This is a genomic window from Wolbachia endosymbiont of Drosophila bicornuta, from assembly GCF_028982105.1.
Classification (GTDB): domain Bacteria; phylum Pseudomonadota; class Alphaproteobacteria; order Rickettsiales; family Anaplasmataceae; genus Wolbachia; species Wolbachia pipientis.
The window spans coordinates 21,891-36,714 of sequence record NZ_JAPQLF010000119.1 but is presented as its reverse complement, the minus strand read 5'-3'; the positions used below and the strand labels follow the sequence as shown (position 1 = coordinate 36,714).

10 protein-coding genes are annotated in these 14,824 nt (G+C 34.7%); 7 read left to right on the top strand and 3 right to left on the bottom strand.

What is annotated here, in order from left to right; genetic code table 11:
- The first annotated feature begins 744 nt into the window (after positions 1 to 744).
- Positions 745 to 2,064, top strand: coding sequence for a tRNA (N6-isopentenyl adenosine(37)-C2)-methylthiotransferase MiaB (gene miaB, locus OZD68_RS04220; protein WP_182309308.1), 1,320 nt, complete (start codon positions 745 to 747; stop codon positions 2,062 to 2,064).
- Positions 2,065 to 2,203: 139 nt separating this feature from the next.
- On the opposite strand, the gene OZD68_RS04215 is transcribed toward miaB, so the two are convergent.
- Entirely contained in the window at positions 2,204 to 3,670 is a 1,467-nt protein-coding gene (locus tag OZD68_RS04215) for a peptide MFS transporter (protein ID WP_182309309.1), read from the bottom strand.
- A gap of 176 nt (positions 3,671 to 3,846) precedes the next feature.
- Here OZD68_RS04215 and OZD68_RS04210 point away from each other — a divergent pair, with 176 nt between their 5' ends.
- Both OZD68_RS04210 and OZD68_RS04205 read left to right on the top strand, forming a co-directional pair.
- Positions 3,847 to 7,101: an isoleucine--tRNA ligase gene (locus tag OZD68_RS04210; RefSeq protein ID WP_182309310.1), complete on the top strand. Its 3,255-nt coding sequence runs from the start codon at positions 3,847 to 3,849 to the stop codon at positions 7,099 to 7,101.
- Positions 7,102 to 7,169: 68 nt separating this feature from the next.
- On the top strand, positions 7,170 to 9,890 hold the full coding sequence (locus OZD68_RS04205; protein ID WP_182309311.1) for a hypothetical protein: 2,721 nt from the start codon (positions 7,170 to 7,172) through the stop codon (positions 9,888 to 9,890).
- Here OZD68_RS04205 and pheT read toward each other — a convergent pair.
- Together pheT and OZD68_RS04195 are read right to left on the bottom strand one after the other, a co-directional pair.
- Positions 9,881 to 12,220, bottom strand: coding sequence for a phenylalanine--tRNA ligase subunit beta (gene pheT, locus OZD68_RS04200; protein WP_182309312.1), 2,340 nt, complete (start codon positions 12,218 to 12,220; stop codon positions 9,881 to 9,883). The two genes, OZD68_RS04205 and pheT, sit on opposite strands and share 10 nt — an antisense overlap.
- Before the next feature lie 120 nt (positions 12,221 to 12,340).
- The gene (locus tag OZD68_RS04195) at positions 12,341 to 12,607 is read right to left on the bottom strand and encodes a hypothetical protein (protein WP_182309313.1); all 267 of its coding nucleotides are present in this window, start codon (positions 12,605 to 12,607) and stop codon (positions 12,341 to 12,343) included.
- Positions 12,608 to 12,836: 229 nt separating this feature from the next.
- On the opposite strand from OZD68_RS04195, the gene OZD68_RS04190 reads away from it, so the two are divergent.
- From OZD68_RS04190 to OZD68_RS04175, 4 genes are read left to right on the top strand one after another with little or no spacing between them, the layout of a single operon-like run.
- Positions 12,837 to 13,562: a F0F1 ATP synthase subunit A gene (locus OZD68_RS04190; RefSeq protein WP_182309314.1), complete on the top strand. Its 726-nt coding sequence runs from the start codon at positions 12,837 to 12,839 to the stop codon at positions 13,560 to 13,562.
- 59 nt (positions 13,563 to 13,621) lie between these two features.
- Positions 13,622 to 13,849 carry a F0F1 ATP synthase subunit C gene (locus tag OZD68_RS04185; protein WP_182309315.1) on the top strand — a complete coding sequence of 76 codons (228 nt, stop codon included), beginning with the start codon at positions 13,622 to 13,624 and terminating at the stop codon, positions 13,847 to 13,849.
- Positions 13,850 to 13,852: 3 nt separating this feature from the next.
- The gene (locus OZD68_RS04180; protein ID WP_182309316.1) at positions 13,853 to 14,332 is read left to right on the top strand and encodes a F0F1 ATP synthase subunit B family protein; all 480 of its coding nucleotides are present in this window, start codon (positions 13,853 to 13,855) and stop codon (positions 14,330 to 14,332) included.
- Positions 14,333 to 14,340: 8 nt separating this feature from the next.
- The gene (locus OZD68_RS04175) at positions 14,341 to 14,817 is read left to right on the top strand and encodes a F0F1 ATP synthase subunit B family protein (protein WP_182309317.1); all 477 of its coding nucleotides are present in this window, start codon (positions 14,341 to 14,343) and stop codon (positions 14,815 to 14,817) included.
- The last annotated feature ends 7 nt before the right edge of the window (positions 14,818 to 14,824 follow it).

Sequence of the window (14,824 nt, the reverse complement as noted above, 5' to 3'; positions counted from 1 at the left end):
ATTTTATAATGAATTTTGTCAGTAGCCACCAGATTTTTTCAGTTGCTATGCAACAAAGCCATCCCAGTGTTAGCTACTTGCATGACACCATTCTTTTTCCTGGATCCCAGTGGGCTTTGTTGCATCGCTAGCTATGATGGATAAAGATAAAAAAGGTAGAGAATATCAGTAGCTTATTATTCTGGTATTTATAACAAGAACGGTCAGTGAATACCTAAATTTGAGTAAAAGAAATTTCACTACCACTCACTAATCCGGCTAAAATTCAAGAATTTCAATGCTTTAGCTATTTTCAATAGAATTAAATTTATTAATATAAATAANAAATTACTATTCTTAAATTTGATCAGATTGATTGCAAAAAAACAAGATTTTCAATAAGTTGCTTATAATCCTAACTATAGTTAGCCTTTCATAAGTAGCGATGCAACAAAGCCATCCCAGTGTCAAGCACTGGGATGACAAGAAGAGGGCACTGCCCTCTTGGATGGAAGCCAGTGTTAGCTACTTTCATGACACCCTGACAACCGTCATCCCGCTACTTGTTAGCGTGATCTAGAGATACCGTGATGGTATGACGTAGGGGTTGCCGAGAACTTGTCATCCCAGTGCTTGACACTGGGATCCAGTTTTTCGTATAATTTTGTCAAAATCTATTGTGCTAGCAAGTTCACTAGCGTCACGCGCTGGTCTGTTAGACATTTACGTGTAGGGTGAAGAAATTTTGAAAAAGACATACCAAATATGAAAGGCCTATATATTAAAACTTACGGCTGTCAGATGAACGTTTATGACTCCGTTTTAATGGAAAATGTAATTAAACCTTTGGGGTTCAACGTTGTTAGTGATGCAGGGAAAGCCGATTTAGTGATACTGAATACTTGTCACATTAGAGAGAAGGCAGCAGAAAAACTTTACTCAGAGCTTGGGAAGATTCATTCGTTACGAAAAGAAATGACTATAGTGGTGGCTGGGTGTGTAGCGCAAGCAGAGGGAGAAGAAGTGTTCAGAAGGGCTCCTTTTGTTGATATTGTTGTTGGTCCGCAGAGTATCGCTACCTTACCGGAGCTGATAGTCAAAGCAAGCAGAAGTAAAGGTCATGTAATAAACACTGATTTTCCTGAAGTTGCAAAGTTTGATAAATTGCCAGATGAATGCTATGGCAATAGCCAGGGGTCTTCTGCGTTTCTTGCCATACAAGAGGGTTGTGATAAATTTTGTACGTTTTGTGTAGTGCCCTATACTCGTGGAGCTGAGTATTCACGGCCAGTGAATGAAATATTTCGTGAAGCATTGAAATTAGTTGCAAATGGGGCAAATGAGATCAATTTGCTTGGTCAGAACGTCAATGCTTACTATGGGGAGTGCGAAGGGGAAGTGTGGGATTTAGGAAAATTAATTAGTCATATTGCTAAAATTGAAAAGCTAGAGAGGATTCGTTATACAACTTCTCATCCAAGAGATATGCATGAATCTCTCTACTTGGCACATGCGGAAGAGCCAAAGCTCATGCCGTTTGTTCACCTGCCTGTGCAGTCTGGTTCGAATAAAATATTGCACGCGATGAACAGGAAACACACTGCAGAGGAGTATTTGGAAATAATAGACAGATTTCGCAAATTGAAACCTGAAATCGAATTTTCTTCTGATTTTATTGTTGGTTTTCCTGGAGAAACCGAAAAAGATTTTGAAGAAACTATGAAATTAGTAGAAAAAGTTAGATATGCTCAGGCTTATAGTTTTAAATACAGCCCAAGACCAGGCACACCGGGAGCGGAAAGAAAAGATCAAGTACCAGAAGAGGTTAAAACAGAGCGCCTTCTTCGTTTACAGAAATTAATTAGTAAGCAACAACTTGAGTTTAACCAGAGTATGGTAGGTAAAACTATACCTGTTCTGTTTAGCGATAAAAAAGGTAAACACCAAAACCAAATTATTGGTAAAAGCCCATATATGCAATCAGTGTGCATTGATGATTCTGAAGATAAATACAGGGACAAAATAGTAAATGTGAAAGTGTTGGAAGCCCGGCAGAGTAGTTTGCTGGGGTGTGCATTTCACTGATTTTAAGCAGCGTTAAATATAAATCTTAAGCAAAGAGTATTGAAAAAATGCAATCATAATCTTTTTCAAAAGTTACAAAGTTTAATTGCTACCTCTGCTGGACGGGTACCTTAAATCTACAAATTTGAGCTTACCTATATCAATTTTTTGTACAAGATGAGTTAGTAACAACTTTATGTATAAAATTGAAGAAGAATAAAAATACAATAACGAGCATTAAATTAAATATTCCCACCTTTAAAAAACCCTCTTTATATATTTCTAAAGATTCTAAACAATTTATTTTACCATTTACTGAAGGAACTGACATAAATTTTGATATTGCAACTCCGGCTAGGTTAGAAAACGCTAATGACAGCATTACTATACCCATCACTACTCCTCTAAGGTTTTTGGGGGCTAGTGTAGTTGCTTGTTCTTGGACTAATGGAGCAATACATAATTCTCCCAGTCCCATAAAGGAGATAGCAATTATTAAATATAAGTATTCTACTTTACCTTCAATGTTAGAGTTTAAACATCCTATGTACAGTGTGAAAAAACACATAGCCATTGTCAGAAAGCCAAGGGTAAACATGGAAGTTGCATATTTTTGCTTAAACTTCATGTATGTTCCAAAAAGAAAGCCAAATATTATAATTGACAAAGGATTTATGGCTTGAGAAACTGAAGCTGGGATTGTTATACCTAATACATTGTTAATAACGTTTCTTTCGGTGAATAAGTTAACCAAAGAGCCAAGCTGCATTTCTAAAGCAAAAAAACACAAGAAAAATACCACAAGAATAGATAATGCCACTAATTTTCGTCTTTGTTCTGCTGATAATTTAGATATTATATAAATAAATATGCCCAGAGCTGTTATTCCAATAAATATGAGCATATTAGTAAAAAATTCACTATGTATAAGCATTTTAGCAATTATTGATGATGACAGAAAGCTTCCTATCAATACTATACCAAAAATTTTAATCCCTAATATGCGCTTATTCATAAGCTCTGGATAAGGAGAAAGGCCGCTATCTCCTAAAAGATTCTGAAATTTGAGAAAAAAGATTAGCCCTATAGACATCCCAATACCAGCTAAACCAAAGCCGTAGTGCCAGCCAAACAAGTGGGCTACATAACCACATGAAATAGAAGCCAATATTGCTCCAATATTCACACCTACGTAAAATAAAGTAAAGCCTCTGCTACGTTCATGATCGTCTTTGCCATAGCATGAACTAAGTAAGTTAGTTACGTTCCCTTTAAACATACCAGTACCTATGGCTATTAGAGATAAACCTAAATATAATAAACCTGGTTCAAACTTAACCAATGACATGCAAGCATGACCTGCTATCATCACTATCCCTCCAAGCAACACCATGTTGCGGAATCCCATCAACTTATCAGCTAAAAAACCTCCAAGTATTGGTATAGCATAACCTGTTGCAGCAAATAATGAGTAAATAGTAAAGGCCCTCTCATCAGTGAAACCTAAGTGAGAAGTCAAAAATAGGACCAAAAGTGCCCTCATTCCATAGTAAGAGAAACGTTCCCACATTTCAACAAAGCACAACATTTTTAAAAATTGTGGAAACTTATCTGTCTTCTGATCCATAAAATACCCCTAAAGCTTGGGTTAATGTTAAGTAAAACAATAAAAACTGCAAGTAAAACTTAAAAAAAGGTATTGGAAGCTCGGCAGAATAGTTTGTTGGGGTGTGAGCTACGGAAATATTTTTGAATTTGTAATTTTTCAGAAAGCCCTATATTCTTTAGTTTTACATAGCGAACATGAAGTCAAATCATTATCCTGATACAGTAAGTAGTCCTGATTTTTTATCGTTAGAAAAGGAAATCATAAAATTTTGGCAGGAAAACAAAATTTTTGAGCGGTCAGTTGAAGAACGTTCCAAGGATAATTGTTTTGTCTTTTACGATGGGCCTCCGTTTGCAAATGGACTTCCGCATTATGGACATTTACTCACTGGTTTCATCAAAGACGCATTTGCAAGATATCAAACTATGCTTCAAAAAAGGGTTGAACGTAGATTTGGCTGGGATTGCCATGGATTGCCTGCTGAGATGGGTGCAGAAAAAGAACTTGGAATATCTGGTAGAACTGAGATAGAGAAGTTTGGTATAGATAAATTTAACGATCATTGCCGTACTTCTGTGATGAAATTTTCATCAGAGTGGGAGAAGTATGTAAATAGGCAAGCAAGGTGGGTAGACTTTCACAATGACTATAAGACTATGGATAAATCATTCATGGAGTCGGTCATGTGGGCATTCAAGCAGCTTTATGATAAGGGTCTGGTGTATGAATCAGTGCGCGTTGTACCATATAGCTGGGCATGCGAAACTCCATTATCTAATTTCGAAACAAGGCTTGATAGCGCGTATAGAGAAAAAGTTAGCAAAGCTGTAACTGTTGCATTTGAGCTTTTAGAAAACCCACAGCGATTTAAAAGTGTTAAACGAAAGTGTAAATTACTTGCTTGGACTACAACTCCTTGGACGTTGCCGAGCAACTTGGCTTTAGCAATAGGAAAAGATATTAAGTATTGTGCAGTGTCAGTCCACCCTTTGATGTCATTCCAGCGCGTGACGCTGGAATCTATTTCTGGATCCCAGTGTCTGGGCACTGGGATGACAGGGAGTAGTGAAGGAAGTTCAATGAATGGTGAAATATACATTTTTGCTGAAAGCTACTTAGAGAAATTTATCAGCCACTCTGAACAAAACAATATTCCATATGAAAACTGCAATATAAAACTTAAAGCGAATGATCTTGCAGGTCTTTCTTACAAACCACTGTTTGACTATTTTAAAGACACAAAAAATGCATTTCGCGTTTTTATTGCTGATTATGTGACGGAAGAAGATGGTACTGGCGTTGTGCATACTGCTCCTGGATTTGGTGAGGAAGATTTTTACCTTTGCCAAAGCCATGATATTCCAGTTATTTGTCCAATTGATAACAGTGGAAAATTTACTCCTGAAATTTCAGATTTGGCAGGGGTTCATGTTTTTGATACCAATGATACAGTAATAAAAAAATTAAAAGAGCAAGGGAATTGGTTTAAAACTGAACAATATATTCACAATTATCCACACTGCTGGAGAACTGACACTCCTTTGATCTATCGCACTATGCCTTCTTGGTATGTTGCTGTTACAAAATTCAAAAGCAGAATGGTAGAGCTAAATAAGAGAGTTAATTGGATACCAAACCACATTAGAGATGGTCAATTTGGAAAATGGCTTGAAGGGGCACACGACTGGTCAATTTCACGCAATCGATTCTGGGGTACACCAATCCCTGTATGGAAATCAGACGATGCGAGATATCCAAGAGTAGATGTATATGGTTCAATAGAAGAACTGGAGAGAGATTTTAATGTTAAAATAGACGACTTGCACAGACTATTTATCGATACTTTAACAAGACCAAATCCTGATGATCCAACAGGAAAATCAGTTATGCGACGTGTACCTGACGTGTTTGACTGCTGGTTTGAATCTGGCTCGATGCCATTTGCGCAAATCCACTATCCGTTTGAAAATAAGGAGTGGTTTGAATCTGCGGATTTTATCACTGAATACATAGCGCAAACCAGGGGGTGGTTTTATACGCTCTTTGTATTGTCCACTGCTTTGTTTGATAGGGAACCATTTAAGAACTGCATATGCCACGGTGTTGTTTTGGATGTAAAAGGGCAAAAATTGTCCAAACGTTTGAATAACTATGCAGATCCAATGGAGGTTTTTGATAGATACGGTTCTGATGCACTGCGTTTTCTTATGCTTTCTGGATCTATTGTTTGTGGTGGTAATTTGTTACTCGATAAAGAAGGAAACTCAATACGAGATGTTCTAAAAAATGTAATAAAACCTATTTGGAATAGTTATCACTTTTTTACTATGTATGCAAATGCAGATGGAATTAAAGCTGAAGTGTGTAAGGACTATAGAAGCACTATTGATCGTTACATGATTTCCAAGTGTTTTGAAGCTGTAGAAGGTATCCAAGCTTCTATGAACAACTATAACTCCCAAGAGGCTTGCAAAATTTTAATGAACTTTTTTGAAGTGCTAAATAATTGGTATATTCGTCGCAGTCGCGAGCGTTTTTGGAAAGGTGATTTGGATCAGGATAAAGCTGATGCTTATAATGTTCTATATACGGTTTTTTATTACATACTAAGAGCTGCAGCTCCTTTGTTGCCACTTATAACAGAGAATATATGGCAAGGGCTTAAGTATGAAGAAACATCTGTTCATTTGGCTAATTTTCCACAATTAGAGAAGTTTGATAGTCAGCTCATTGCTAAAATGGATCTAGTGAGAGAGATATGTAACTCTGCACTCTCTATTAGAAACACTTTTAACATACGTATCAGACAGCCACTTGGCAGTATGAGGATTTATCATCAGTCTTCCTGTGGTTTTCTTGAATGTGAATATCAAGAGATGATAAAAGATGAGGTAAATGTAAAAGAATTAGAAATAGTGGATAAGTTGAAAGAAGTTGCATCACTAGAGTTAAAACTCAACTTCCCTCTGCTTGGAAAGATAGTTCCAGGCAAGATCAAGAAATTAGTTCAATACGTCAAAGAGGGAAAATGGAGGCAAGTTGGAAATGAACAGATATTTCTGGGAGACGAAACAGAGAACTATACTATAAAAAAAGGCGAATATGAACTATTATTAAAAGCAAACAGTGAATTCTCCTCTGTATTTGATAACAACAAAGGGGTTGTTATCCTAAACACTACTTTAAATGATGAATTGATTCTAGAAGGGCTAGCGAGAGATGTCGTGAGGCTCATTCAGGAAACTAGGAAACAAGCTGATTTTCATATATCAGATAGAATCAGAGTAATAATCAAAACAGAAGATGAGAAAATTAAGGAAGCAATAAATACGTGGTTTGAATATATAAAAGAGCAGACCCTTGCCTTATCTTTGGACATTAATACAGAAATTGGAACTAACTTCTATTCTAAGGAATATCAGGATTTAAGTGTTAGTATTGAGCGTTAAATTTTTAATAAAGTTGCAAGATTGTCAGTATTTATGCTATACTTAGGGTAATTGGATAAGGTTATAATATGAATAAAGCTGTTGCAGATGATTATGAAGAAGTTGTTAACAATAGTGGTGGTTTAGGTAAAGCAGAATCTGTTGTTACTTTGGAGGAGGAAGAAGAGTTTTTTGATGCTATGGAAGCTGTTTCTAATGTAGAAGAAGGGAATAATTTAGGTCTTCCTACTTCAGAAGAGGAAGAAGAATTTTTTGATGCTGTGGAAGAACAAGAGCCGTTAGCTAATTTTAACGTTCCACTCAGTATATTTCATTATAAAGATTATAACTCTGATTTTTTTACTTCCTGGTATAATATATCAAGCGAAATATTTAAGGAAATAAATAGAACTTGCCCAGAAAAGAAAATATTAAATTTAGCTCTGTCAGTTTTAATGCTTTCTTATATTGCTTTTACTGCACTGGGATTAGTCGTATGCAGTAGATTTCAAGCAAACAGCAAGACACAAGACAGTGTAGGGGAAGATAAGACAAAAAAGAGTGAAACTGGCGTGCCAAAAAGATTGGCATATGGTGTTCTTGCTGCAATAGCAATTTTTGTTAATATGGCTGTACTTGTAGCCTTAGTTGTTCCTGCAACAATTGCTTTGGCTACTTTTTATCTTTTAAATAGAGATTTATCTCACTCTTTAGTTACTGCTCTTAAAATAAGTATGGGGCGGTATTCTAATAAGCATCAAAATATTGAGGTGTCTTTTCATGAAAAGGAAGTTACTGGACCAAATATTGCGTGGGATATGGAAATAGAATTTCCACCGCAATTTAAACGATTGCTTAGAGATTTGTATGAAAATGAAAATAACAAGTGGTTTGATGTGACGCGGGATTCAGAGCATAGCATCGTACTGAAATTGTCAACTAACATCAATTTAAAAAATGGTCTTAAGCCCTTACGCAATGAAATCAAGGATGTGCTTGCAACTTCTATTCAGGAATTTGCGAAGACTATGGAAGAACTGATAAAGCTAGAAAAGAAAGAGATTACATATGATAAATTGAAGGAATTATTGAACGAATTCAAGTCGAAAGTGGTAGATAGTATAGGTCCTAATTTGACAAGTCACTTAATACAAAGTGCTTATCAAGTTGCCTTTATACAAGCAATTAAGTTTCAGCGAGATAGACGGGGAGAAGATTTTTCGCTGGAAGATGAGATAAAAAATTCTTTAGTGAGACAGGAATTAGAGAGCCAAGGTAAGGAATTACCAAGTAGAAAAGAGATTATAATAGAAGATTTGAAAAACGCAGGAATGGAAGTAGAAGACTCAAAAGATGATGAATTTTCTGTACATGAGGCGGAATGGAAAAAGCTTATAAAGGAAGGCGAAATAGTTAAAAGGACAGTAATTGATATTTATAAAAATAAGCATCTCCAAGCAACAGAGAAAGCCTTAGGTAATGCGAAAGAAGAAATTGAACGTTTAAGAGGAATAGGTCAAACAAGGTGTAACAATATATATAAGAAATTAAAAGAAATACATGAAAACAGTAGCTTAACAAATGACACCTTAAAAATGGGGTTAGAAGACCTTTTTAAATTCGAATATGATGATCAAGAGATTGAGCGCAGGCTGATAAAATCAGTAATGAAAAAAGTTCAAGGTAAGTTAAGTCAATCAGATATACCGGATAAGGAGAAGCAAAGCCTAAGGAAGCAGCTTGAAGATTTAGAAAAAAAAGTAAAGGTTCCATCGGATAAGGAAGCTTCAGCTAAAATAAATGACTTTATAGAAAAGATGTATTTAGAAATAAAAAAATATAAAGTGCAAAGGTTACTTCGAGAACAAAAAAAGGGTGTTTTACGTTTATGCAAGAAATTAAGAAAATATGGTGAATCAGGTCTAGCAGAAATAATTGAAGCTTTTCGCGTGCAAGATGAAGGACATTTAGAAAAATCTACATTAGAACAAACACTCAAAGATCAAAATAAGCGTTTACAAGCTGAACAAAATAACAGGGAAAAAGGGCATCCTGGTACAAGATCAATAGAAGTGCTCTTAAAAAGGAATGAAGAAATTCTGAAAGCATTAAAACAGTTAGAATTAGGCAAAAAAGAATTATTGACAAATGAAGAAACAAAAAATGATTATAAAGACGAACTAACGTCTCGTGAAAAAATAAAATTTGCAGTAATAGAAGATGATTTACTGAAGGTATTCAAGCTTGAAACTTTTGATGAAAAAGAAATCAAGAAGTTATTAGAAAGAGCAGAACTGGAGTACTGTTTAGCAGAAAAACGCATCAAATATCCTGTAATTAAAACAAAAGATAATATCAAACATTTTAGCCAAAATTTATTGTCTCCTTTGATAGACAATTTGACAAAAAATATAATAAATAATATACCAGGAAATAGTGAAGGTTGTATACAGAAAGTTAAGAACTGGAGTAAAGTTATGTTTGGTGCAATAAAGATTGGAGCATCAAATGCTTATAAAGAGACTACAGAGAGAAAAGCGTTAAATGTGGCACATAATACTTATAAAGAAGGAGAGACATTTCTTCAATGTTTTCAGTCAAATTATGAAGGTATTGGAGCCTTTTTAGGTAATTTATTTTCTGATGATGGGGTAACATTTAAAAATGATGTGTGGCCTAAAATAGAAGAGCATTTGCATGGAATGTGGGATAGATTTTTCAAGGATATTGAATTCAATATTGGAAATAAATTGGATGAAGTAAGTGTGACACAGCAACGGCAGGAAACTATGATTGTGACTCAACGATAAGTTCTCAAAGTTCCTCCGGTATTTTCACATACTAAATTAACTATAGCACTTGATTCTTTTTGGATCTCTTTTTCAGTTAAAGTGTGGATTGGAGAGCAAAAAGTAACTGACAACGCTATAGACATCTTATTCGGTTCTATATTATTTCCATGGTATACATCGAATATCAAAACTTCTGTGATGAGCTCTGAGCTTTTTTTTATCACATTGATTATGTTACCTACTTCCACATCCTTATTTACTATAAATGCAAAATCACGTTTTACACTTTGGTATTTATAATCGATAAATTTCTTTCTACTTACAGGTAAATTTTCAATATTTTCTAGTATTACCTCAAAACCTACAACTTTTTGCTTGATATCAAAAAGATCTAATATATTAGGATGCAACTCTCCAAAATAACCTGCTACTTTATCCTTAAAAGAGAGAGTGCCTGACTTTCCTGGGTGGTAATGTTCTTTTTCTGCTTTCTCTATCGTTAAATTATCACAATTAACGTTAAAAAACTCCAAAGCTGCTATGCAATCAGCCTTTGCGTCAAAAACATCTACTTTCCTATCAGTATTATAATGGTTTCGAGGTAAATTATTTCCTGACCTAATTCCACTTAAAACATACTTAGACTGAGCTTCACCATCGTAAATCTGCCCGATTTCGAAGATTGCAAGATCAGATATTCCATGGGCAATATTATCAGCAGTAACTTGCAATAAATTTGGCATAATACTTGGTCTCATTATATTAAAGCTATTGTTAAACGGATTATCGATGATAAATAACTTATTCGAGTAACCAAATTTTTCAGCTGTTGATTCACTCATAAACGACCAGGTTAGCACTTCATGAAACCCTCTGTTTGTCATCAAAATACGCAAATTGTCGTATGTACTATCTACTTCTTCAACATTATTTGGTAGTGGTTCTTCTTTTATTTTGTCATAGCCGTATATCCTTGTTACTTCTTCGATTAGGTCAGCCGGTATTGTCACGTCCGGTCTCCAGCTTGGTACTTGTACATTCCAATTGCCTTCGGTTTTTTTATCAATACTAAACCCTAGTTTCGTTAAGATATCAAGCACCTCATCAGGCGATACAGACACACTTCCAAACTTGTTCACATCCTGATAATCAAAGCTCACCTTGGTGTCAGCACTATCTAAACTGCCAGCAGACACTACGCTTGAGGTTTCTCCACCACATAAGTCCAGAATCATTTTAGCTGCAAGGTTGAGTCCATCAAAAGTAAATCCAGGATCAACTGAACGTGCAAATCTGTAACTAGCGTCTGTGGAGATGCCGAGCTGCCTCGAAGATTTAGTAATAGAGATGGGATCGAACCAAGCAGACTCTAAAAAGATATCAGTAGTTTCAAGAGTACATTCACTGCACTTACCACCTATAATTCCAGCAATTCCATGAATATTTTTATCACCTGCAATAACGCTTATGTCTTTGTTTAATAAGTATTCTTTACCGTTCAAACCAGCAAATTTTTCTCCGTCGTTTGCTTTGCGTACTGTGAGCTCTCCTTCTATTTTTTTTGCATCATACGCGTGCATTGGGCGGCTGAAAGATATCATAATATAGTTCGTGATATCAACTATTGCAGAAATGGAGCGCATTCCTATCGATTCCAGCCTATCTTCTAACCATTTTGGGCTTTCTTGATTTTTTACATTGGCGATGTATATTCCACTAATAAAACTTTCCCCGTCAGTAACTTCAACATCGATTGGTGAATTTATGGAGCTGGTAAGTTGTGGAATGCTTAAAGTCTTTAATGTCCCAATTCCAGTTGCAGCAAGGTCGCGAGCTATTCCATAAATGCCTAAGCAATCTCCACGGTTTGGAGTAACATTTATATCAATTACAGGGTCAAAATTGAAAAATTTATCCCCTACTTTATAATCATCGGAAAGCTCGATTATTCCTTCACTTTCCTCTTGAACCAGCGCAAGTTCAGAAGCAGAGCAGAGCATCCCTTCACTTAGCATTCCTCGTATTTTTGTGGACTTAATTGTGAGATCACTTTCTGGCAACGTGCTACCAAGAGATGCAAGTACAGTTTTCATACCTTCTCTAACATTGTTTGCTCCACAGACTATTTGTAGAATTTTACTTCCATCATTTACTTTACATAATTTTAATTTATCAGCATTTGGATGAGGTACGACTTCTAATACCTCTGCAACAATAAACCCAGTCAATCTGGAATTATCGATCACATCTTCTACTTCTAACCCTATGTGAGTTAATTTATCGGTAATTTCTTCTAAACTAGCATTGGTTTCTAAGTGTTCTAATAACCAAGATAATGTGAATTTCATGGACCTAAAAAGAAGTGAAAAAGTTATTGTAATGTAAAATGTAGTGATTTTAAAGCTTATTGTAGTGGAATGAAAAGTGACTTCTGTATCACAAGCAATGATGCAGAAGTTTTTGTAACTTTATATCTTCTTTATATCACCTTTTAAATCTATCTCCGTAAAGGATTTAAGATTCATATTGTGGGTACCTGCATGGAAGCTATGAATGTAGCCATCTATAGTTAAGTCTCCTATCATATTATGGCTTTCATCTAGTATTTCGCTTCCTATTTGATAATGGCCAGTATATTCGTTAAAGGAACCATCTGTCAATTTGATGTATCCGTTACCAAATTCCTGCTCTAAATTTAAAGGATGATTAGGGTTAATAAAATCTATTTCGTTCATTATATACCTCACTAAAAATTAAATTATAATTAAAATAAGATGTTAAGTTAAATAATTTAATAAGATTAGTAAATTTTAAAATACAGAGCTGACTGTAATTAACACTCTAATTACATATTTTGTTAATGTATCAATGTTATAATAACACAGAGCCTTATCTTAACCCTTGACTTTGTCCTATAAAACTCATACTTTATTTACTGTTATAGTTCAAGTACATAGGGTCAAAATGGCGTTAAATCCTCTAGAGCAATTTAAAGTATATACAATAATGGAGTTACCTAGGTTATTTGGGTATGACGTAAGCTTTACCAATTCATCTTTTTTCACGATGATTTCGGTGATATTGATGATACTCTTTTTGCTTTTTGGAATAAAGAAGGGGGCAGTAATACCAGGATATTTGCAAGCTGCAGTTGAGTATGTATATGATTTTGTTATTTCAATAATAGAAAATAACACTGGAAGCAAAGGCTTGCAGCACATTCCATTGATATTTACAGTGTTTATTTTCATTTTATCGTGTAATTTAGTTGGTGTTCTTCCTTATAGTTTCACGGTCACAAGTCATGTGATAGTCACCTTCGCTTTATCGATGGTGGTTTTTATTTATATAACGATTGTTGGATTTAAAGAAAGGGGAGTAGAATTTTTACGCATATTGCTACCAAAAGGAACTCCTTCGTGGCTTGCACCTATAATAATTATTATTAAGTTGTTTGCTTATTTAGTAAGGCCGGTTAGCCTATCAATAAGGCTTGCAGCAAATATGATTGCTGGTCATACAATCATCAAAGTGATAGCAGGGTTTATTGTAAATATGAACATATTTTTCACTCCTGCGCCGTTTTTGTTCATAATTGCATTGATAGGATTTGAAGTATTTGTTGCAATTTTACAAGCTTATATATTTACTATATTAACATGTGTATATTTGTCAGATGCAGTAAAGTAATTGACTTCCTTGTAGAATATTTTACAATTATATTATAAAGAAATAATTAAAGGTAATATATGGATTTAGTAGCTTTAAAATTTATAGCAATTGGTTTGGCTGTGTTTGGAATGCTCGGTGCTGGTTTAGGTATAGCTAATATCTTCTCTGCTATGTTAAATGGGATTGCGAGAAACCCTCAATCAGAAGGTAAAATGAAAAGTTACGTTTATATTGGTGCTGCCATGGTTGAAATCATGGGATTGCTTGCGTTTGTACTTGCAATGTTATTAACATTTGCTGCTTAACAGATGCCACAGCTTGATGTTTCAACCTTCTTTTCTCAAGTTTTTTGGTTTTTAATTTTTTTCTCTTCACTTTTTTTCGTAGTAAGTTGTTTATTTTTGCCAAAGTTAGATGAAATAATAAGCACTAGAAGTAAAGAAGTATTGGATTCTTTTAATAGTTCTGTTCATCTTTTAAGACTCACGGAAGATCAGGTTGCCAAGTATAATGCCGCTTTAAACCAAGCTAGAATACAGGCAAAAAAAATCATAGATGATGCACTTGCTCAGGTAGAAGAAATGAGAGCTAATGTTAAGAATATATTAGAAGGGGAAGATAAAAAAAAGAGCAAGCTTATTGAAAAAAAAGTGGCAGAATTTAAATCTGAATATACTGATCAGTTAAAACAAATGGCTACTAGTATTGCTTTAATTTATTATACTAAATTGACTAATTCTGAAATTGAAGAGGAATTTATTGCTGACTTGGTGTCCAAAGAATTTTAGGGGTTTTTATGTCTACATCACTGATTATCGGTCTTGCCTTCTTGGTAAGTTTTGTCCTTTCGTATAAATTGCTAAAGAAAGTGATAAAAAATGCGCTTAACAATAAGCGTAACAAAAGCAAATTTTCAAGTGAAGAAACTGAAAAATTCAGGAAAGATATGTTGGAGTATTACAAAAAATCTTCTAAAAAATACAAAGAATTAGATGCAGAAGTTAATAAAATGATGAATGAAGCACTTGATAAAGCTAATAGTATCATTAAGCACAATAGACAGCAGCTAGATCAGACATTAGATGACAATGCCCATTCTAACTTGAAGAAAGTCACTGACCAAGTTGAAAAAGCTCTTGGAGATTTACAGGCTAACACAGCGAATATAGCTGCTGATGCTGTAAAAAAAATAATGCATGAACGTAAAGATGATAAGCGTAGTAGCGATGTCATATCTTCATTTTCACGTGACTTAAATAAAAAATTGCATTAGGTTCAAT